Annotated in this window: 14 protein-coding genes; 8 read left to right on the top strand and 6 right to left on the bottom strand. The window is 73.0% G+C overall.

The genetic code is table 11. The annotated features are described in order from the left end of the window. Window positions 1-94: 94 nt before the first annotated feature. Window positions 95-1,360 carry a GNAT family N-acetyltransferase gene (locus AB0I04_RS15880; RefSeq protein ID WP_360884569.1) on the bottom strand — a complete coding sequence of 422 codons (1,266 nt, stop codon included), beginning with the start codon at window positions 1,358-1,360 and terminating at the stop codon, window positions 95-97. A 275-nt stretch (window positions 1,361-1,635) separates the two neighbouring features. Here AB0I04_RS15880 and AB0I04_RS15875 point away from each other — a divergent pair, with 275 nt between their 5' ends. Both AB0I04_RS15875 and AB0I04_RS15870 read left to right on the top strand, forming a co-directional pair. After that, the gene (locus AB0I04_RS15875; RefSeq protein WP_360884566.1) at window positions 1,636-2,082 is read left to right on the top strand and encodes an enediyne antibiotic chromoprotein; all 447 of its coding nucleotides are present in this window, start codon (window positions 1,636-1,638) and stop codon (window positions 2,080-2,082) included. Window positions 2,083-2,240: 158 nt separating this feature from the next. After that, window positions 2,241-3,200: a hypothetical protein gene (locus AB0I04_RS15870; RefSeq protein WP_360884563.1), complete on the top strand. Its 960-nt coding sequence runs from the start codon at window positions 2,241-2,243 to the stop codon at window positions 3,198-3,200. Between the two features lie 146 nt (window positions 3,201-3,346). Here AB0I04_RS15870 and AB0I04_RS15865 read toward each other — a convergent pair whose 3' ends face one another. The 3 genes from AB0I04_RS15865 to AB0I04_RS15855 all read right to left on the bottom strand — a co-directional run bounded on the left by AB0I04_RS15865 (window position 3,347) and on the right by AB0I04_RS15855 (window position 8,852). Continuing rightward, window positions 3,347-4,612, bottom strand: coding sequence for a nucleotide disphospho-sugar-binding domain-containing protein (locus tag AB0I04_RS15865; RefSeq protein ID WP_360884561.1), 1,266 nt, complete (start codon window positions 4,610-4,612; stop codon window positions 3,347-3,349). Window positions 4,613-4,781: 169 nt separating this feature from the next. Beyond that, window positions 4,782-7,130 (bottom strand): excinuclease ABC subunit UvrA, encoded by a 2,349-nt coding sequence (locus AB0I04_RS15860; protein WP_360884559.1) that lies wholly within the window; start codon window positions 7,128-7,130, stop codon window positions 4,782-4,784. 66 nt (window positions 7,131-7,196) lie between these two features. After that, a complete protein-coding gene (locus AB0I04_RS15855; RefSeq protein ID WP_360884556.1) occupies window positions 7,197-8,852 on the bottom strand; it encodes an MFS transporter in 1,656 nt (551 codons plus the stop codon). A gap of 186 nt (window positions 8,853-9,038) precedes the next feature. On the opposite strand from AB0I04_RS15855, the gene AB0I04_RS15850 reads away from it, so the two are divergent. Continuing rightward, window positions 9,039-12,320, top strand: a complete 3,282-nt coding sequence (locus AB0I04_RS15850; protein WP_360884553.1) for a BTAD domain-containing putative transcriptional regulator — start codon at window positions 9,039-9,041, stop codon at window positions 12,318-12,320. Here the strand turns inward: AB0I04_RS15850 and AB0I04_RS15845 are convergent. Further along, window positions 12,304-12,972 carry a response regulator transcription factor gene (locus tag AB0I04_RS15845; RefSeq protein WP_360884550.1) on the bottom strand — a complete coding sequence of 223 codons (669 nt, stop codon included), beginning with the start codon at window positions 12,970-12,972 and terminating at the stop codon, window positions 12,304-12,306. The genes AB0I04_RS15850 and AB0I04_RS15845 overlap by 17 nt on opposite strands. A 242-nt stretch (window positions 12,973-13,214) precedes the next feature. On the opposite strand from AB0I04_RS15845, the gene AB0I04_RS15840 reads away from it, so the two are divergent. The 3 genes from AB0I04_RS15840 (at window position 13,215) to AB0I04_RS15830 (ending at window position 16,840) form a co-directional block, all read left to right on the top strand. Continuing rightward, on the top strand, window positions 13,215-14,369 hold the full coding sequence (locus AB0I04_RS15840; protein ID WP_360884548.1) for an epoxide hydrolase family protein: 1,155 nt from the start codon (window positions 13,215-13,217) through the stop codon (window positions 14,367-14,369). A gap of 30 nt (window positions 14,370-14,399) precedes the next feature. Beyond that, on the top strand, window positions 14,400-15,629 hold the full coding sequence (locus tag AB0I04_RS15835) for a cytochrome P450 (protein ID WP_360884545.1): 1,230 nt from the start codon (window positions 14,400-14,402) through the stop codon (window positions 15,627-15,629). Between the two features lie 188 nt (window positions 15,630-15,817). After that, a complete protein-coding gene (locus AB0I04_RS15830; RefSeq protein WP_360884542.1) occupies window positions 15,818-16,840 on the top strand; it encodes an alpha/beta hydrolase in 1,023 nt (340 codons plus the stop codon). Window positions 16,841-16,940: 100 nt separating this feature from the next. Here AB0I04_RS15830 and AB0I04_RS15825 read toward each other — a convergent pair whose 3' ends face one another. Continuing rightward, complete coding sequence (locus AB0I04_RS15825) at window positions 16,941-18,122, bottom strand: acyl-CoA dehydrogenase family protein (protein ID WP_360884539.1); 1,182 nt, start codon at window positions 18,120-18,122, stop codon at window positions 16,941-16,943. A 195-nt stretch (window positions 18,123-18,317) separates the two neighbouring features. Here AB0I04_RS15825 and AB0I04_RS15820 point away from each other — a divergent pair, with 195 nt between their 5' ends. Beyond that, a complete protein-coding gene (locus AB0I04_RS15820) occupies window positions 18,318-18,743 on the top strand; it encodes an SgcJ/EcaC family oxidoreductase (protein ID WP_360884536.1) in 426 nt (141 codons plus the stop codon). Continuing rightward, entirely contained in the window at window positions 18,733-20,100 is a 1,368-nt protein-coding gene (locus AB0I04_RS15815; RefSeq protein WP_360884533.1) for an FAD-dependent oxidoreductase, read from the top strand. The genes AB0I04_RS15820 and AB0I04_RS15815 overlap by 11 nt, the downstream gene beginning before the upstream one ends. Window positions 20,101-20,144: the final 44 nt, after the last annotated feature.

The raw sequence follows: 20,144 nt of genomic DNA, 5'->3' as shown, positions 1-20,144 counted from the left end.
GACGACCTCCCGCCCGGGGCGGATCGCGCCGCGGCCGCTCCGCCCGCCGACGGTCCCCTGGGGGGGTGCGGCGGCCGTGGACACGCGGCGGGCGTCAGAACCAGTACGAGATGAAGGGGGCTCGCTCGGGGGTGGCCATGGTGTCCCAGAGGCGCACGTGGCGCGGGTCCTTGGCCTGGATTCGGCCGCTGCGGGCCATTCCGGCGGCGGACGTGCCACCGAGCAGGATCGCGCCCAGCGCGGACACATCCATCTCCAGGTCGGGTGTGGCGGTGTCGCGAGCGCACGAGCCGGTCCCGGCGCCGGCCTCCAGGCGGTAGGTGCCCTCGGCGTACCCCTGGTCGTCGTGGACCCGCAGCGTCAGCGCACCGTCGGCCGACCAGGTGCGCGCCGAGAGCAGCCGGGGCACGTCGATCAACCGCAGCCACATCCCGTCCTTGGGCCGGGTCCGGATCCACCGCGCGTCCACCGCCCACCAGCGCAGCGGGTCGTCCACCGGCAGCCGCCACACGTGGATCTCGCCGATCATGTCGATGGAGAACAGGTGTCGCCAGAGCGCCCCGGCGGTCTCGTCGTCGGCGGCGAGGAAGTCGATGACCTGGAGCACGTTGTTGGGGGCCTGCTCGTCCGTCCAGTCCGGCATGATCCGGTAGGACACCAGGCCGCGGTCCCCGATCGCGGCGCAGTGGCGGGGGCCGCCCGGCCCGCTGAGCGCGAGCATCATCTCCAGCTCGGGCGAGCCCGGGTCCATCGCCAGCCGGTCCCAGAAGCAGTCCGGCGGGACGACCTCGCCCGGGGTCGTCGCGGCCTGCCGGGTGTAGACCCGCCGGGCCACCTCCCGCGCCTCCGCGCCCTCGACCCGGCGCGGCCGGACGCCCTCGCCCGGCACGTCGTCGCGCAGCCGGGTCCGGCGCACGTCGATCTCGACCGAGTCGTACCAGGTCGCGGGCCCGTAGCCGAACCGCCGGTAGATGGGCCACTCCGAAACGCCCCCGGCGCACAGTGCCTTGCCCTCCTCGGCGGCCCGGCGGTGCAGCCGGTCCAGCGTGACGCTCATCAGGCCGCGCCGGGTGAGCGTCGGATGGCAGGAGCCCCCGGTGCAGGCGGCCATCGGCACGGTGGCCCCGCCCGGCAGGACGAAGTCCCGGTGCAGGGAGGTGTTCGTCGCCACGTACCCGCCGTCGTCGTAGATCGCGATGGCCCGTTCCGGCGGATGCGTCCGGCGGTAGAAGCCGACCATCGCCTCGTCCGCGCCGGGCGGGCTGCCGAACGCGCCGAGCCAGCAGTCGAGCCATTCCTGGTAGCGCTCTTCGGGAACTCCTTCGACCATGCCGAATCCGGCGGGCAGCGTCGGGCTCATGGGTGCTTCGTTCCTTTCAGTGGGCACTGGCGTTCGGGGGGCGCTTCCGCCCGTAGCCTCACATTTCAGAAAGTCCCATGCATCTTCGGAATTGCGCCCCGGTCGAGCCATCCGGAGCCGATGCCGGACGCCCAGCGTCATCCCTAGCAGCAGGCCTGACGGAACTCCTGACAAAAACGGACCGGAACAAGTCCGGAACTCATGGAGCGCAGTGTGGAACGCGCCAACCGGGACCGGCGGACCGCCGGTCCAAGCGATCCAGAAGGAGCTCTCACATGTCCCCGACGCGAGTCCGTCTCACCGCCAGGCTGGCCACGGCGACCTGCCTGGCGACCTGCCTGGCGACGGCCGCCGCCCTGCCCGCCTCCGCCGCGTCCCCCGCCCTCGCGCCCGCGGTCACCGCCTCGCCGTCCACCGGACTGTCGGACGGCGCGACCGTGAACGTCTCGGCGAGCGGCTTCGCCGGCGACTCGAACGTCGGCGTGGTCGAGTGCGCCGAGGTCCAGTCCGGGCAGTGGGCCTGCAACCTGTCCGACATGACGCAGGTGACCCTGGACGCCGGCGGCTCCGGCGCCACCACCAAGATCGTGCACAGCACCTTCGACGGCCGCCTCGGTGACGGCACCGCCTGGGGAACCGTCGACTGCGCCAAGATCCAGTGCACCATCAACGCCGGGAACGCCGACGGCGTCTTCGGCAGCGCGCCGATCTCCTTCGCCTGATCGGACACACTCCGGCGAAACCGCGGAGCCGCTCTCATTCCTCCCCCCACCGCGGCTCTGCGGTTTCTCCGTTATTGCGCCATTTCTTCGGACCAGTGAAAATGTCGAGATAAACGGCTAACATCGGGCGCATCACCATCGATGAAAAGGGGAACGGAATGGAATTCTCCGCCGCCGGAACTCCAGGCGAATCGCTGTCGGGTGCGTTCGAGTACCACGGGAACGTGAATTATTGCTATGCCGACGCGGCCGCCATGTTCGTGTCCGGTCAGGGCGTCCAGGGCATCAGCTCCGGGCTGATCGAGGTGCTCACCGGCATCTCACTGATGGGCGGCCACCTGGTCTCGGAACCGGAGTGCGAGAAGCTCTACTTCAGCCTCGTCCCGTCGCCGGACCGGCTCGTCCGGGCGCTGGACCTGCTCGGGCTCGACTGCATGGCGCGCTCGGGCCCGGCGGATGCCGACGTCGCTGCCATCCTGCGCGCGGAGTTGACCACCGGCCCGGTCCTGCTCGGCCCGCTCGACATGGGGTACCTGCGCTACTTCCCCTACCACCAGCACGCGCGCGGCGCGGACCACTACGTGGTGGCGTACGCGATCGACGACGAGCGGGTCTACCTGCACGACCCGCTGGGATTCCCGGCGGCGTCGATGGCCCTGTCCGACCTGGAACGATCCTGGCGGGCGGACGACCTGCCCTGCCCCGGAGGGCCGTTCCACCGCTGGCTCGACCTGCGGGTGCGGAGCACGCCGACGCCGGACGAGCGGTACATGGCGGCGATGGCCTACTTCGACTCGATCCGCCGGGAGACGCCGTCCGGCGGCGAGGTGATCCGCGACTTCGCCAAGCGGCTGCGCAACGACGAGCTCCCCCCGCGCAGCCACGCCTTCCTGACCATCTTCACCTTCCCGGCCCAGGCGCGGCGTGGCATGGACTACGCGGCGTTCTTCAAGGCGGGCGGCGACCTGACGATGGCCCGGTACAAGCAGCGGCAGGCCCGCCTGTTCGGCGAGTGCCTCGTGGCCGGCAACGCGGGCGACTGGGATCCGGTCTGCGACCGCTTCCTCGAACTCGCCGACATCGAGGACGCCATGCACGAGCACACCTTCACCGCCTGACCGGGAACATGAGGGGGCGGGACCGCGCGCGGCGGTCCCGCCCCCTCGTCACTTCGCGCACCCGTTCCGGGCGGTCCGGGCGACGCACTCGCGGCGCACGACCGCCACCCCCTCGGACGTCCGAACGGGCCCGCCCCGGAACGGATTCAGGCCCCGCGCCCGCGGTGCTCGGCCGTCAGCTCCTCCAGCAGGCGGACGATCCCGTTCGGGGTGGGCAGGGCCATCAGGGTGGTGCGCAGGCGGGCGGCGTTCGCCGCGTAGCCGGGGTCGTCCAGGACGGTCCGCAGCGCCTCGCGCAACGCGTCCGCGGTGAGCCGGTCGGAGTCGGCGACGTAGATCCCCGCGCCCTCTTGTTCCAGGCCGCTTGCCTGCGCCACCGGGCCGAACCACTTGTCGGACCAGTAGACGCTCGGCACGAGCAACTGCGGGACGCCGTACTCGTAGCCCGCCGCGAAGGTCCCGGTGCCGCCCTGGTGCACGACCGCGGCGCAACTCGGCAGTAGCGCGTTCAGCGGGACGAAGTCGACGACGCGCACGTTGTCCGGCACGGCGGACGCCCCGTCCGGGACACCGCCGATCGCGGCCACCACCTCCGCGTCCACGTCCGCCACCGCGTCGAGCAGCTCGGCGGTCGAGGCGTGCGCGACCCCCGACTCCTGGTGGGACAGGCCGAGGGTGAGCGCCACGCGGGGCCGGTCCGGGGCATCGAGCACCCAGTCCGGGACGACGGACGGGCCGTTGAACGCCAGGTGCCGGACCGGCAGGTACGCCGGGCCCTCCGGTCGCCAGACCCACGGCGGCATGGTGTCGATCGTCCAGTGCCCGGTCACGGCGTCGTCGGCGTACTCGGCGCCGTACCGGCCGAGCAGCGCGGCCAGCCAGTCCTGCATCGGGTCGGCGTCCGGCTTCTGCCGCCGTGCGCCCGACCGGAGCTGCACCAGGGCGTCCGCGCCGAACAGCATCCGCGCGTGCGCCGCGCCGCACGCGCGCGCCGCCACCGCCCCGGCATAGCAGAGCTGGTCCCAGATGACCAGGTCGGGCTTCCAGCGGCGGGCGAAGTCGACCATGTCGGCAACGATTCGCTCGTCGCACAGCCTGCTCAGGAACTTGTCGACCAGGTAGTCCAGCTCGGCGTGCGGGTCGTCGGCGGCGTAGTCGGTCTGCACGGGCGTCGGCGCGCCGGGCGGGCGGGGCTCCGTCGGCGGCTCGGCCTCGTCGATCTCGGTCAGCCGGTCGAGCATGTTCTCACCCGCCACCACCGCGGTCAGCCCGGTGCCCTGGACGGCCTCGGCCAGGTCGGGCTGGACGGCGACGCGCACCTCATGGCCCGCCGTCCGCAGCGCCCACGCGAGCGGCGTCTGCACGTACATATGGGACTTGAGCGCGGGCGGGGTCACGAACAGGACACGCATGGGGACTCCTCTCGCGATGCCTCCCTGAAGTCTCACGAGCGCCCGCTCGCCCCGCATCTCCGCACTTGCCCATTCGCCCGAACGGCCGCCGCGCCCGCGCGGGAGACACCGCCCCGCGCGGGAGACACCGCCCCGCGCGGGAGACACCGCCCCGCGCGGGCGCGCCGGCTCAGCCGACGCGGGAGGCCACCCGGCGGCGGAGGTATTCGGCGGTGACCGAGTCCTGGGCGTCCAGCAGGGCCGTCGGGGGGCCGGTGAAGACCACGTTGCCGCCCTCGTGGCCGGGGCCGGGGCCCAGGTCGATGATCCAGTCAGCACGGGAGACGACGTCCAGGTCGTGTTCGATGACGATGACCGTGCTGCCGCCGTCCACCAGGCGGTCGAACAGGTCGATGAGCTGGTCGACGTCGTTCATGTGGAGGCCGGTGGTCGGCTCGTCCAGGACGTAGAGGCGGCCGGACTTCCCGAGTTCGTTGGCGAGCTTGAGGCGCTGCCGCTCGCCGCCGGACAGCGTGCTGACGGGCTGGGAGAGGGTGACATAGCCGAGGCCCACGTCGATCAGACGGCGCAGCGGCGCGGTGATGTCGGGCTCGGTAAAGAAGTCGGCGGCCTCGGCGGCCGTCATCTCCAGCACCTGGCTGATGTCCCGGCCGCGCAGGCGGTAGCCGAGCACCTCGTCATTGAACCGGCGGCCGTCGCAGGAGTCGCAGGTGGTCACCACCGGGTCCAGGTGCGCCAGGTCGGTGTAGATCACGCCCAGACCCTGGCAGTCCGGGCAGGCGCCCTCGGAGTTGGCGCTGAACAGCGCCCGGTCCACCCGGTTGACCTTGGCGAAGGCGGTCCGGACGGGGTCGAGCATGCCGGTGTAGGTCGCGGGGGTGGACCGCCGCGAGCCGCGCGGGATGCTCTGGTCGATGAAGACCGCGTCGGGCCGGTGGCGCGGCAGGCACCCCTGGATCAGCGCGCTCTTGCCCGCGCCCGCCACTCCGGTCACGACCGTCAGGACGCCCTCGGGGACGTCGACCGTCACGTCCTTCAGGTTGTGCAGCCGGGCGCGCTCGATGCGCAGCCACCCGCGCGGCTCGCGGGGCTCGTCCTTGATCCGCTGGTGGCGGTCCAGGTGGCCGCCGGTGAGGGTGCAGGACGCGCGCAGGCCCGCGAAGTCGCCCTGGTAGACGATCTCGCCGCCGTCCCGTCCCGCGCCCGGTCCCAGGTCCACCACGTGGTCGGCGATCTCCATGACCTCGGGCTTGTGCTCCACGACGAGCACGGTGTTGCCCTTGTCCCGTAGCCGGACGAGCAGCTCGTTGAGCCGGTGCACGTCGAACGGGTGCAGGCCCGCCGTCGGCTCGTCGAAGACGTAGGTCATGTCGGTGAGGCTCGACCCGAGGTGGCGGACCATCTTGACTCGCTGGGACTCGCCGCCGGACAGCGTGACGCTCTCCCGGTCCAGGCTCAGGTAGCCCAGGCCGATGCCGGTGAGGCCGCCCAGGCGGTGGGTCAGCGCGGAGACGACCGGCGCCACCTCCGGCTCCTCGACCGCCGCGACGAACCGGGAGAGGTCGGCGACCTCCATGGCCATGCACTCGCCGATGTTCTTCCCGTCGACGCGGCAGGCGAGCGCCTCCGGGTTGAGCCGGGTTCCGCCGCAGCTCATGCAGCGGCCCGTCGTCACCACGCGCTCGTAGGGCTCGCGCAGCCGGGCCGCGATGCGGTCCGCGCCCTTGGCCATCCACAACCGCCGGAACTTCGGCAGCAGCCCCTCGTAGGTGAAGTTGGAGACCTTGTCGCCGCGCTCGATGCTCACCTTCCGGCTGGGGCCGTTGAGCAGCAGGTCCCATTCCTCGTCGTCGTAGTCGGCGAGCTTCTTGTCGTTGTCGAAGAAGCCGGAGCTGACGAAGAAGTTCCAGTGCGCGGACCCCGGCTCGAGCGTGGGGAACCGGAAGGCCCCCTCGTTGAGCGACCGGTCCCGGTCCACCAGGGCGTCGATGTCGACGGCCGCCGCCCGGCCCAGGCCCTCGCACTCCTCGCACATGCCCTGCGGGTCGTTGAACGACAGCTTCTTCGGATGGCTCACGGCGGGCCGTCCCACCCTGGAGTACAGCAGCCGCAGCAGCGTGTACGCGTCGGTGGCCGTGCCGACGGTGGAGCGCGCGTTGCCGCCCATCCGCTGCTGGTCCACGACGATCGCGGCCGACAGCCCGGCGATCGAGTCCGCGTCCGGCTGCCCGTACTTCGGCAGGGCGGCCTGGACGTGCGCCGGGTAGGTCTCGTTGATCAGCCGCTGCGACTCGGCCGCGATGGTGCCGAACGCCAGCGAGGACTTGCCGGAGCCCGAGGCCCCAGTGAACACGGTGATCTTCTGCTTCGGGATGTCCAGCGAGACGTTCCGCAGGTTGTTCACCCGCGCCCGCCGGATCTCCAGGTTGCCGTAGATGATGCTGCTCCGTCCTGTCGCGGGGCCGGTACGCCCGGCCCGGATGGTCGGGGGACGACAAGGGGCCGCCCCGCCGATCATCGCGCGGAGCGGCCGCCTCGTGTGGGGACTCGGAGACTCCCCCGATGGTTCGTCGGTCCGGTCCGGTTACTCCCCCGGTGGCTCTTCGGCCCCGGCGCCCGACGACGGCTCGCCCGCCGTCGTGGCGTGCTGCTCACCTGGACCGCCGGGGCCTCCGGGCGGGCCCCCGGGCATTCCGGGCGGGGTGGGCAGCATGTGCCGCAGCACGGTACCGGTCACGACCGCCAGGCACACCATGACGACGGCGGCCACGATGGCGACCGTGTGCAGGCCCGAGGTGAAGGCCTCCCGCGACGCGCGGAGCACGTCGTCCCCGACCTTGCCGGGAATGCTCTTGGCCACGTTCACGGCCCCGGCGATGCTCTGCATGGCCCCGTCGTGGGCCTGCTTGGGCAGCCCGTCCGGCAGCTTCCCACCGAGATCGCTCCGGTAGACGGCGGTGCCGATGCTGCCCAGCAGTGCGATACCCACGGCGACGCCCAGCTCGTTGCAGGTCTGCATCAGCGAGGACGCCGCGCCGACCTTCTGCGGCGGCGCCGTGCTCATGCCGAGCCCGGTGCCGAGCCCCATCGGGATGCCGACGCCGAACAGCGTGACCGCGAAGCCGATCAGCACCAGCGCCAGCCCGCCGTGCGCGCCGACCTGGGTCAGCAGGACGTAGCCGACGGCGGCGATGGGCAGCCCCGCCGAGATCACGTAGCCGGGCTTGACCTTCTGCGCGATGCCGGGCCCCATCATCAGGCCGAGGATCATCGCCAGGAAGGTCGGCAGCAGCCACAGCCCGGTCTTCAGCGGCGACAGCCCCTCGACCATCTGCAGGTGCAGGTTCACCATGAACGCGCTGCCGCCCTGCACCGCGCCGCCGAGCAGGCCGAGCACCAGCGAGACGGCGAACGCCGGGATGCCGAACAGCGACAGGTCCAGAAGCGGCACGTCCATCCGGTGCTGCCGGTACACGAACAGCGCGCCGAGCAGCAGCCCCGCGACGACGATGCCGATGGGCAGCGCCTCCCAGCCGTCCACCGCGAGCCGTTTGAACCCGTAGGCGACGCCCAGCACCGCGCCGAGCGACAGCACGACGCTGAGCGGGTCGATCCGTCCCGCCTGGTCCGACCGGCTCTCGGGCAGCACCCGGGGCGCGACGACCAGCAGCACCAGCACCACCGGCACGCCGATCAGGAAGACCGATCCCCACCAGAAGAAGTGCAGCATGATGCCGCCGACCACCGGGCCGAGCAGCATCCCGATCATGAAGCAGCTCATCCACGAGGAGATCGCCATGCCGCGCTGCACCGGGTTGACGAACATGGTGGCGATCAGCGCCATGCCGGACGGCATGACGGTGGCAGCCGCGAGGCCCATCACCGCGCGCGCCGCGATCAGCGCCTCGGGGCTCTGCGAGTAGGCGGCGGCGACCGAGGCGACCGCGAACACCGCGGTGCCGATCATCAGCAGCCGGCGGCGGCCGACCCGGTCCCCCACGGTGCCCATGGTGATCAGGAAGCCCGCGGTCATGAACCCGTAGATGTCCATGATCCACAACTGCTGGATGCCGCTCGCGCCGAGATCCTCGGCCAGGTGCGGCAGCGCGAGGCTCAGCACGCTCAGGTCCAGCGAGAGGACCAGCGTGGCGAGGGCCAGCACGAGGAGGCCGGTCCACTCCGCGCGCCCCGCTGTCGGGCCCCCCTCGACCGGCGGGGCGTTGGTGGCGTTCGCGGACATGATCAGTCCTTCCTCTCGGTATGCGGTCTGTGCGGTACGAGGCAGGTGCCGTCCGCGACCGGTCGGGCCGACGGGCCTGCGAGGTGGCGCGGCGGGCCTGCCCGCGCAGTGTCCGTCCGCGACGTTCCGGATACGTTCCGGTGCCGTTCCGGATGCCGGACGGCCCGCTGGTCTACGGTGGTCGTCATGCGATTCGGCATCCTCGGTCCCCTCCAGGTGTGGGCCCCGGACGGCCAGCCGGTCCGGATCCCGGAGCTGAAGGTCCGGCGGCTGCTGGCCGTCCTGCTGCTGCACCGCGGGTTCCCGGTGTCCGCCGACCGACTGGTGGACGACCTGTGGGGCGACCGGCTGCCCGGCAACCCGGGCGCCGTGCTGCGCAGCAAGGTCTCCCAGCTGCGCCGGGTGCTGGACGAGGCGGAGCCGGGCGGCCGGGATCTGATCGTCCACCGCAGCCCCGGCTACCTGCTCGCGGTCCCGGGCGAGGCGACCGACGCCGAGCGGTTCCGGGCGCTGGTCGCCGAGGCCGAGCGGACCGACGACCTGCGGTCCCGGGCCACCCTGCTGGGAGAGGCGCTGGAGCTCTGGCGGGGCCCCGCGCTGGCGGACTTCGCCGACGAGGAGTTCGCCCGCGCCACGATCGCAGGCCTGGAGGAGCAGCGGCTTGCCGCGCTGGAGCTGCTCGCCGAGGCCCGGATGGACCTGGGCGAGCACAACCTGCTCGTCGGCGAGCTCGCCGACCTGGTCGAGCGGCACCCGCACCGGGAGCGGCTCCGCGCCGTCCACATGCGGGCGCTGTACCGGGCCGGACGGCAGCGGGACGCGCTGGACGGCTTCCACCGGCTGCGCGAGGAGCTGCGCGAGTCGCTCGGCGTGGACCCGAGCCCCGAGCTGGCCGCCCTGCACGCGGCGATCCTCGACCACGACCCGGCCCTGTCGGGCGAGCCCGCGCCCGCCCCGGCCCCGCGCGCCACGACCAACCTGGCCGTGCCGCTCACCGAGCTGATCGGGCGGGAGGCGGCGATCCGCGAGGCCGAGGAGCTGCTCGACGCCGCCCGCCTGGTGACGCTGACCGGGCCGGGCGGCGTGGGCAAGACCCGGCTCGCGACGGCCACGGCGGCGACGCTGACCGACCGGTTCCGGGACGGCGTCTGGCTCGTGGAACTGGCCGGGCTGGACGGCTCCCCCTCCGCCCCCGGCTCCGGCCCCGCGGCGGCCGACGCGGCGGCCGCGATCGCGGAGATGATCACGACCGTGCTCGGCGTGCCTGGCCCGGTCCCGTCCGGCGCGCCCGACGCCGGCGGGTCTCCGCTGGACCGGCTGGCCGCGGTGCTGCGCGGGCGGCGGCTGCTGATCGTGCTGGACAACTGCGAGCACGTGGTGGAGGCCGCCGCCGAGGTGGTGGACCGGCTGCTGCGGGCCGCTCCAGAGCTGCGCGTGCTGGCCGCGAGCCGCGAGCCGTTGGGCGTGGCGGGCGAACGGCTGTGGAGCGTGCCGCCGCTCGCGGTGCCCGGCCCGGACGCCCCGGAGCGGGACGCGGCGGCGCTGCTCGGCTACAGCGCGGTGCGGCTGTTCGTGACGCGGGCGCAGGCGGCGTCCGCCGGGTTCGCCCTCGACGCCGGGAACGCCCCCGCCGTGCTGACGATCTGCCGCAGGCTGGACGGCCTGCCCCTCGCGCTGGAACTGGCCGCCACCCGCGTCCGGACGCTGGGGGTGGAGCAGCTGGCGGCCCGGCTGGACGACCGGTTCCGGTTGCTGGGCGCGGGCACCCGCGGTGCGCCCGCCCGGCAGCGGACTCTCCGGGCGATGATCGACTGGAGCTGGGAGCTGCTGTCGGCGGACGAGCGGACCGTGCTGCGGCGGCTGGCGGTGCACTCGGGCGGCTGCACGCTGGAGTCGGCCGAGGCGGTCTGCTCAGGCGGCGCGGTGCCCGTCGAGGACGTCCTGGCGACCCTGGCGACCCTCGTCGACCGGTCGCTGGTCGTGCTGGAGGAGACCCCGGACGGCGCGCGGTACCGGCTGCTGGAGTCGGTGGCGGCGTACTGCCTTGAGCGGCTGCGGGAGGCCGACGAGCTGGACCGGGTCCGGCTCCGGCACGCCGCGCACTACACCGAGCTCGCCGAGCGCGCCGACCCGAACCTGCGCGGCCCGGAGCAGCGAGCCTGGTTGCGGCGGCTGGACCTGGAGACCCTGAACCTGCGGGCCGCGCTCGACGCCGCCGTCCGGCAGGGCGAGCAGGGCCTGGCGGTCCGGCTGGCCTGCGCGCTCGCCTGGTACTGGACGGTGCGCGGACGGCTGGACGAGGGGACCCGCTCGCTGTCGCGGGCGCTGGCCGTCCCGGGCGAGGCCGCGCCGGGCCTCCGGCTCACGGCGCTGACCTGGCAGTGCGCCCTGTCGGCGATGGCGGGCCGCACGGCCGGGCCCGCCGCGCTGCCGTCGGAGGTGCTCGGCCCGCTCCCCGCCGACGTCGCCGACCCGCGCGCGCTGACCCGGGCGCGCGGGCTGCTGGCGGTGGTGATCCCGAGCGGCCCGGACGCCCCGCCCGGCGAAACGCTGCCGGCCCAGGTGCTCGCCGACGCCCGCGCGCTCGGCGACGAGTGGGGTGTGGCGGCGGCCCTGAGCACGCTGGCCTGGGGGGCGCTGCTGCGTGGCGACCACGCCGCGCTGCGGCGCGACGCCGAGCGGAGCGCGGCGCTGTTCCGGAGCCTCGGCGACCAATGGGGCGTGCTGAACGCGACCGATCCGCTGGCGACGCTCGCCCGCCTCAACGGGGACTGGGCCCGCGCGCGGACGCTGCATCTGGAGAACCTGCGCGTCGCCCAGGAGCTGGGGCTCTGGCCCAAGGTCGCCTTCACGCTGTGCGAGCTGGGCCGGATCGCCGTGCTGACCGGCGACTACTCCGAGGCCGACGAGCTGTACGAGCGGGCCCGCAAGCTGGCCGTCGAGCAGTCCAACCCGGTGATCGAGCAGTCCGCCGAGGTGGGGATGGCGGTCGCCGACCGGCGCCGGAACCGGCTCGACCCGTCCGTCAAGCGGCTGTTGCCCTGGCTGGACTGGAACCGGCAGATGGCGTGGCCGGACGGCCTCGCCACGGTGCAGACCGAGCTCGGCTTCGTCGCCGAGCAGCGCGGCGACGCCGAGGAGGCCCTGGCCCGGCACCGGGACGGCTACGCCGCGGCCCGGGAGACCGGCGAGCCGAGGGCGGTCGCGCTGGCGCTGGAGGGGCTCTCGGGCGCGTACTCGCTGGACGGCGCGCCCCGGCGGGCCGCCCGCCTGCTGGGCGCGGCCGCGGCCGTCCGGGACGCGGCGGGCACCCCGTTGCTGGGCTCGGAACGCGCGGACGCCGACCGGGTCCGGGCCCGGACGCTGGCGGCGCTGGGCGAGCCGGACTTCGCGGCCGAGTTCGCGCGCGGGCGGTCGCTGCCGCCGGACGAGTGCCCGGCCGGTCCCGCCCTCACCGGGATTCGATGATCCCCTCCCCGAGGGCGGTCGCGACCGCGGCCGTGCGGTTGGGCGCGTCCAGCTTCAGCATGATGGCGGTGACCAGCCGCTTCGCGCCGTGGCTGGAGATCGACAGGCGGCGCGCGATCTGCTGGTTGGTCAGCCCCTCGGCGAGCAGTTCCAGCGCCTGCCGCTCCCGGTCGGTGAGCCGCGTCGCGCGAGCCCGCCGCGGGGCGGGCGGCCGGGCCCCGTCGAGCAGCGCGTGCGCGAGGCCGAACGGCATGGGCAGCTCGCCCCGCCCTACCCGGCGCAGACAGTCGTCCAGCGTCTCGGCGGACAGGTCCTGCTGGGCGAGGTAGCCGTCGGCGCGGATGACGGTCCGGGCGAGGACGTCGGGCGCCGCGTGGATGTCCACGATCAGCAGGATCTTGGCGCGGGTGCCCGCCGCCGCGGCGGCGACGCCGTCCAGCCAGCCGGGATCGCCCGCCGCCAGGACGTAGTCGGCCGGTTCGCGGCGCAGCGCGAGGGCCGCGTCCGCGCCGTGCTGGAGACGCCGCACGACCGGGACCCCGGCGGACCGGAGCACCGCCTCGAGGCCGTGTGCCAGGACCTCGTTCGGGACGGCGATGACGACGCTCGGCGCCGGGACCTCCGATGCGGAACTCTCCAGGGACGCGGTCACGGACTCGGCCTCCGTTTCGCTCGGGGTTCCGGACGGCCACCGCGTCATCGTCGGACGTGTCCAGCCCGGCGCGCATCTCCGAGTGTGCCGTCCGTGGCGGCCGGTGCCGGCGGGGTGCGCAATGCGGAAGATGCGGCGTCCTGATCGGCGATGCGACCGTCGGTCGTGGCTCCGCCGGTGTGCGCGCCTTCGGCGACGAGTCGTCCGCCGTCCGTCTCCGCCGACAGGAATGGGGTTGGGCCATGCGCCCGTTCAAAATCGAGATCCCGCAGGCCGACATCGACGATCTGAAGCACCGCATCGCCGCGACCCGGTGGGCGGACGAACTGCCCGGCGTCGGGTGGCGGCGCGGCGTGCCGCGCGGCTGGCTGAAGGAGCTGGCCGGGTACTGGCGGGACGGCTACGACTGGCGCGCGGCCGAGTCTCGGCTGAACGAGATCCCGCAGTTCACCACCGAGATCGAGGGCCAGACCATCCATTTCGCGCACGTCCGGTCGCCCGAGCGAGACGCGCTGCCGCTGCTCCTCACGCACGGCTGGCCCGGGTCGGTGGCCGAATTCGAGCGGGTCGTCGGCCCGCTGTCCGACCCGCGTGCGCACGGCGGCGCCCCCGCCGACGCGTTCCATCTGGTGATCCCGTCGCTACCGGGCTACGGATTCTCCAGCCCGCTGCGTGAGACCGGCTGGGACGTGCCGCGCATCGCCGCCGCCTGGGCCGAGCTGATGCGCCGCCTGGGCTACGACGCCTACGCGGCGCAGGGTGGCGACGCCGGGTCGCCGATCTCGCTCCAGCTCGGACGGCACGACTCTGAGCACGTGCTCGGCGTGCACGTCAACATGCTGATGACCTTCCCGTCCGGGGACCCGGCCGAGATGGCCGGGCTGGACGAGGCGGACCAGGCGCGGCTCGGCGCGCTCGCCCGCTTCGACGCCGAGCTGTCCGGCTACATGAAGGTGATGGCCACCCGGCCGCAGACGCTCGCCTACGCGCTGCACGACTCCCCGGTGGGCCAGCTCGCCTGGATCGCGGAGAAGTTCGCCGAGTGGACGGACAACGGCGGCGCACCCGAGCCCGCCGTGGACCGCGACGCACTGCTCACCCAGGCCTCGATCTACTGGTTCACCAAGACGATCGGCTCGTCCGCCCACTTCTATTACGAGGGCGCGGCGGCGGTCGCACAGGCGATCTCTGGCGTGGTTCCGCCGCCGGTGCCGGTGCCGGTCGGCGTCGCGGTCTTCCCGCACGACGTCTTCCTGCCGGTGCGCCGGTTCGCCGACCGCGACCTGCCGTCCATCACGCACTGGACCGAGTTCGACGAGGGCGGCCATTTCGCCGCCATGGAGCGGCCCGGGGCGCTCGTCGACGACGTCCGGACGTTCTTCCGCACCCTCCGCTGACTCTCACGTACGGACAAGGAGACCACTCCGATGGACCAACGCTGCCCGGTGAGCCTCGACCCGTCCGGCCACGACCTCCACGGCGAGGCCGCCGCGCTCCGCGCGCGGGGCCCCGCCGTTCTGGTGGGCCTGCCCGGCGGGGTATGCGCCTGGTCGGTCAACCGGCACGACGCCGTCCGCCGCGTGCTCACCGACCCCCGGGTCACCAAGAGCGCACGCAACCACTGGCCCGCGTTCATCAACGGCGAGATCCCGCCCGACTGGGAGATGATCAGCTGGATCGCGATGGACAACATGGTCACCGCGTACGGCAAGGACCACGTTCGGCTGCGCCGGCTGGTCGGCAAGGCGTTCACGCCGCGCCGCACCGAGGCGATCCGGCCGCGTGTGGTGGAGCTGACGAACCAGCTCCTGGACGGCCTGGCGCAGACCCCGCCCGGTGAGGTGGTGGATCTGCGCGAGCGGTTCGCCTACCCGCTGCCCGCGCGGCTGGTGGCCGACCTCATCGGCATGTCCGAGGAGGCGCGGGCGCAGACCGCCAAGGTCATCGACATGATGGTGGACACCACCGTGACGCCCGAGCAGGCGCAGGCCGTGCTCGCCGGATGGCGCGGCGCGATGGCCGACCTGATCGAGGAGAAGCGGCGCACGCCCGGCGAGGACATCACCAGCGACCTGATCGCGGCCCGCGACGAGGACGGCACCCGGCTCAGCGAGCAGGAGCTCGCCGACACCATCTTCGCGATTCTCGGCGCGGGGTCGGAGACGACCATCAACTTCTTCGACAACGCGATCACCGCGCTGCTCACCCACCCGGAGCAGCGCGCGCTGGTCACCACCGGCGAGGCGAGCTGGGACGACGTCATCGACGAGACGCTGCGGGTCGAGTCGCCGCTCGCGCACCTGCCGCTGCGGTACGCGGTGGAGGACATCGAACTGGACGGCGTCAAAATCCCCAAGGGCGACCCGATCCTGGTCAACTACAGCGCGATCGGACGGGACCCGGCCCTGCACGGCGAGGACGCCGGGCGGTTCGACATCACCCGGGAGAACAAGGAGCATCTGTCCTTCGGGCACGGCCCGCACTACTGCCTCGGCGCGGGCATCGCGCGGATGGTGGCCACTGTCGGCCTGTCGAGCCTGTTCGGCCGGTTCCCCGACCTCGCGCTCGCGGTGCCGCACGAGGAACTGCAGCCGCTCCCGACCTTCATCATGAACGGCCACCGCACGCTGCCCGTGCGGCTGACCAGGACGTCCTGACCCACGCCCTCCGCCCCGCGTCCTGACCCACGCCCTCCGCCCCGCGTCCTGACCGACCCGCTCCGAACCGCACTTCCGACCAGCACGTGCGAACCAGTCCAACCGGACCGGTCGGCGACCGATGAGTCCCGCGTCGCCGACCGGTCTTAGTGATCGACGAGTTGTCGGCCACGACGAAGGGAAGCACGATGCAGCAGGACCACTCCCCCATCCACCGTCCGCGCCGCTCCCGGCGGTGGCGCGGACGGCTGGCCGCCGCGGCGACCGCGGCGGCCGTACTGTTCGCCTCGACCTCCAGCGCGCAGGCGGGCGCACGCCTCGCCGACCAGACCGTGGACCTGTCGGCCTTCCAGGACGGCACCGTCTCGGTGGACGGCGGCACCCTGCACTACGTCAAGGGCGGTTCCGGCCCCGTTCTCGTGCTGCTGCACGGCTGGCCGGAGACCTGGCGCGAGTGGCGCAAGGTCATGCCGGAGCTCGCCAAGACCCACACGGTCGTCGCCTTCGACCTGCCGGGGCTGGGCGCGTCCAGCGTGCCGTCCGGCGGCTTCGACAGCGCGCACACCGCCGCGCGCATCCACCAGGGCGTGGCGGCGCTGGGGCTCGGCAAGGTCGCCATCCTGGCGCACGACCTCGGCGTGTCCGTGGCCTACGCCTACGCGCACGACTTCGCGTCCGACGTCTCCCGAATGGCCGTTCTGGAGTCGCCGCTCAACGGATTCGGCCTGGAGAACGCCTACGGCGTGAGCTGGCACCTGCTGTTCAACCAGACCGCCAAGCCCGTCCCGGAGAACCTGATCAACGACGCCGCGCACACCCGGACCTACCTGACCTGGCTGTTCAGCTCCGCGCGATACCCCGACCGGATCGACCAGGACGGCAACGTCCGCGCGTACTCCGAGGCCGACCACCGCAGCGCGGGCTTCGAGTACTACCGGGCGTTCCCGGCCAACGCCGTGTACAACAAGGCCGCTTCGAGCACCAAGGTGACGGTCCCGATCCTCGCCATGGGCTCGCAGTACGTCTTCGGCGCGGGCGTGGCGCAGTCGTTCCAGGCGGTCGCCAGCGACGTCCGGACCGTCGTCGCGCCCGACACCGGGCACTGGATCCCCGAGGAGAACCCGACCTTCCTCCAGCAGTGCGCGGGCCTGTTCTTCGGCCCGACCCCGTCGACCCCGCCGACCGGCGACCTCGCGTCCTGCGCCCCCTGATCCGCCGATGACAGGAACCGCGGCCTGACAGGAACCGAGCCGTGAAATGAACCGCCGCCCGCGTCGGACACGGGCGGCGGTTCCTGCGAAAGGGAGAAGGTCAGATATAGAGCGTGTTGGGCTCCATGCCGCACAGCACGCGGCCGTAAAGCTCGTCGTTGGTGTCCGGGTTCATCAGGGCGTGCATGGTGATCGCGTGCAGGTCGCGGGCGATCCGCTGGATGGGCTCGCCGGCGTAGATGGACGACCCGCCGCTCGCGTCGTTGAGCAGATCCCCGGCCTCGCGCGCGAGCCGGACGGCGCGTCCCATGTCGGCGCGGGCGCGGGCCCGCTCCACCGGGGTCCAGGGCTCGGCCGCGGCTCCCTTGGCGTCCAGGGTGTCGGCGAGCCGGTGCGCGTGGAAGAACGCCTCGTCGATCTTCATGTCGGCCTCGGCGAGGCGCAGGTGCGTCACCGGGGCCTCGGCCTGGTTCTCGTACGCGGTGTAGGTGATCTTGCGGGTGGGCAGCCGGTCCAGGAACCGGTCGCGGATCGCGACGGCGAGCCCGACGGCGGTGCCGACGGACAGCGCGGAGGCGGTCGGCAGCAGCGGCGCGCGCCAGACCGGGGACGCGGCGTTCGCCTCCGACGCGTACCGCTCGGCGAGCACCAGCGGCAGCGGCAGGACGCGGTGCTGCGGGACGACCACGTTCTCGGCGACGGTGCTGACGCTGCCGGTGCCGCGTAGCCCGGAGGTGTCCCAGTCGTCCACGACGGTCAGGTCGGACATCGGCACCACGGTCATGATCGGCCAGAACGAGCCGTCCGGCGCGGGGGCCATCGCGACGATCACCTGCCACCGGGCGTGCAGCGCGCCGCTGATGAACGTCCACTTACCGTTCAGCACCAGCCCGCCCTCGGCGGGCACGCACATACCGGTCGGGCTGAGCGTCCCGCAGATCCGGGTGTCGGGGTCGGCGAACACCTCGTCCTGGACGGCGTCGGGCAGCAGCCCGGTCATCCAGGTCGTGATGGCGTTGACCCCGGCGATCCAGGCCGCCGAGCCGTCGGCCCGGGCGACCTCGGCGAGCACGTCCACGACGGTGCGGGCGTCCGCTTCCAGGCCGCCGTACCGGGCGGGCAGCCGCAGCCGGAAGATCCCGGCCTCGGAGAGGGTCCGCACGGTGTCGTCGTGCAGCCGCCGGTTCTGTTCGTTCCAGGACGCGTGCTCCGCGAGCGCCGGCGCCAGCGCCGCCGCGGCGGCGACCAGGTCGGCCCGCGGGGTTGCGTGGGCGATTGTCACCCTGTCCTCCTTCGATGAAACGGCCGTGATCCAGCGAGAATTCTGGCAACTGGGCGGGTCGAGGAGCATCCGCTCGATTGCCTTACCGAAGGACCGGTGAGCAATCCGGGATATTGTCCGGCACGGGTCTCGGTGGAAGGTTTAAAAAGCGCATGGCAGGGGCCGCCGACAATGGCGCTGAATTAGGGAGTCGAAGTGACAGAGAGCCCGTCCATCAGCACCCATCCCTCTCCCGCCGACCACGAGGCCGTGGCGGCGCTGCCCAGGAAGCTCGTCGAGGTCTGGGCGGCGCACGACGCCGACGGCTTCGGTGATCTGTTCGTCAAGGACGGCACGATGGTGCTGCCCGGCGTATACGTCGCCGGGAACAATGCGATCGCCGCGTTCATGCGGGACGCCTTCGCCGGGGTCTTCAAGGGGACGCGGGTGACCGGCAAGCCGGTGAACGTGCGGTTCTTCGGCCCCAAGGTCGGCCTGGTCATCACCGAGGGCGGCGTGATCGCCGCGGACCGGACCGAACTGGCCGACGAGGACGCCATCCGCGCGTCCTGGCTGGTGGTCAAGCGCGACGGCGAGTGGCGGCTCGCGTCCTACCAGAACAGCCCCCGCGATGCGCGCTGACGTGGGGGAGGGCCGCATGGGCGAGCGGGCGGTGGTGCTCGGCGGGAGCATGGCGGGCCTGCTGGCGGCCCGGGTGCTGGCCGATGCGTACGCCGAAGTGGTGATCGTGGACCGGGACCGGCTGACCGGGGTGACCACGGCCCGGCGCGGCGTGCCGCAGGGACGGCACGTGCACGGGCTGCTCGCGCGCGGGCAGCAGATCCTGGACGAGCTGTTCCCCGGCTTCACCGAGCGCGCGGTCGCGGCCGGCGTGCCGACCGCCGACCTCGGCGAGCTGCGCTGGTTCTTCGGCGGGCGGCGCACCCGGCCGTCCCCGACCGGGCTGATCTGCGTCTCGGCGGACCGGCCGGTCCTGGAGAACCTCGTCCGCGAATCGGTGGCGGGCTGGAAGAACATCGCGTTCGCCGAGGAGACCGACATCCTCGAACTGCTCACCGCGGACGGCGACGGTCGGGTCACCGGCGTCCGCGTCCAGGACCGGACGGCGGCGGACTCCGCGTCCCGGGCCATCGCGGCCGACCTGGTCGTGGACTGCACCGGACGCGGCTCCCGGACTCCGGCGTGGCTGGAGGAGCACGGCTTCTCCCGGCCGGTCGAGCAGCGGATCAAGATCGACCTGACCTACACCACGCGGCACTACCGGCTGCCGGACGAGTCGATCCTGTGCGGCGACCTGTCCATCAACCCGGTGTCCACGCCGTCGCACCCGCGCGGCGCGTTCTTCTCCCGGGTCGACGGCGGGCGCTGCATCGTCTCGCTCACCGGCGTGCTGGGCGACGCCGCGCCCACCGACCCCGAGGGCTTCCTCGACTGGGCGAGGTCGCTCGCGGTGCCGGACGTGTACGAGGTGATCAAGGACGCCGAGCCGCTGGACGACCCGGTCTCGTTCACCTATCCGGCCAGTATCCGCCGCCACTACGAGCATCTGGAGCGGTTCCCGGACCGGCTGCTCGTGATGGGCGACGCGTTCTGCAGCTTCAACCCCGTCTACGGCCAGGGCATGACGGTGGCCGCGCTGGAGGCACTGACGCTGCGCGCGCACCTCGAGCGCGGCGTGCCCGAACCGCTGCCGTTCCTCAAGGACGTGGCCGGGGTGGTCGAGGCCCCGTGGCAGATCTCGGCGGGCGGTGACCTGGCGTTCCCGCAGGTGGAGGGGCCGCGTCCGCCCGAGCTGGAGATGACGAACGCCTACATGGGCCTGCTCCAGTCCGCCATGACCAGGGACCCCGCGGTGACCCGTGCGTTCATGCGGGTGGCCGGGCTGGTCGATCCCGCGCCCGGCCTCATGAGCCCGGAGATGATCTACCGGGTGCTCAAGAGCGGCAGCCCACCCGTGCCGGCCCCGGCGGCGGGCTGACCGTCCGGTGCGGCCCGAGGGCACCCGCCCCCGGCCGCACCGGA

This window comes from Actinoallomurus sp. NPDC050550 (genome assembly GCF_040655075.1).
Lineage (GTDB): Bacteria > Actinomycetota > Actinomycetes > Streptosporangiales > Streptosporangiaceae > Actinoallomurus.
This window is presented reverse-complemented; position numbering and strand designations above follow the sequence as displayed.

Bases quoted from the DNA above. Each gene is read 5' to 3' on its own strand.
- AB0I04_RS15880 (WP_360884569.1), bottom strand. From the start codon at position 1,360: ATGAGCCCGACGCTGCCCGCCGGATTCGGCATGGTCGAAGGAGTTCCC.
- AB0I04_RS15875 (WP_360884566.1), top strand. From the start codon at position 1,636: ATGTCCCCGACGCGAGTCCGTCTCACCGCCAGGCTGGCCACGGCGACC.
- AB0I04_RS15870 (WP_360884563.1), top strand. From the start codon at position 2,241: ATGGAATTCTCCGCCGCCGGAACTCCAGGCGAATCGCTGTCGGGTGCG.
- AB0I04_RS15865 (WP_360884561.1), bottom strand. From the start codon at position 4,612: ATGCGTGTCCTGTTCGTGACCCCGCCCGCGCTCAAGTCCCATATGTAC.
- AB0I04_RS15860 (WP_360884559.1), bottom strand. From the start codon at position 7,130: ATGATCGGCGGGGCGGCCCCTTGTCGTCCCCCGACCATCCGGGCCGGG.
- AB0I04_RS15855 (WP_360884556.1), bottom strand. From the start codon at position 8,852: ATGTCCGCGAACGCCACCAACGCCCCGCCGGTCGAGGGGGGCCCGACA.
- AB0I04_RS15850 (WP_360884553.1), top strand. From the start codon at position 9,039: ATGCGATTCGGCATCCTCGGTCCCCTCCAGGTGTGGGCCCCGGACGGC.
- AB0I04_RS15840 (WP_360884548.1), top strand. From the start codon at position 13,215: ATGCGCCCGTTCAAAATCGAGATCCCGCAGGCCGACATCGACGATCTG.
- AB0I04_RS15835 (WP_360884545.1), top strand. From the start codon at position 14,400: ATGGACCAACGCTGCCCGGTGAGCCTCGACCCGTCCGGCCACGACCTC.
- AB0I04_RS15830 (WP_360884542.1), top strand. From the start codon at position 15,818: ATGCAGCAGGACCACTCCCCCATCCACCGTCCGCGCCGCTCCCGGCGG.
- AB0I04_RS15815 (WP_360884533.1), top strand. From the start codon at position 18,733: ATGCGCGCTGACGTGGGGGAGGGCCGCATGGGCGAGCGGGCGGTGGTG.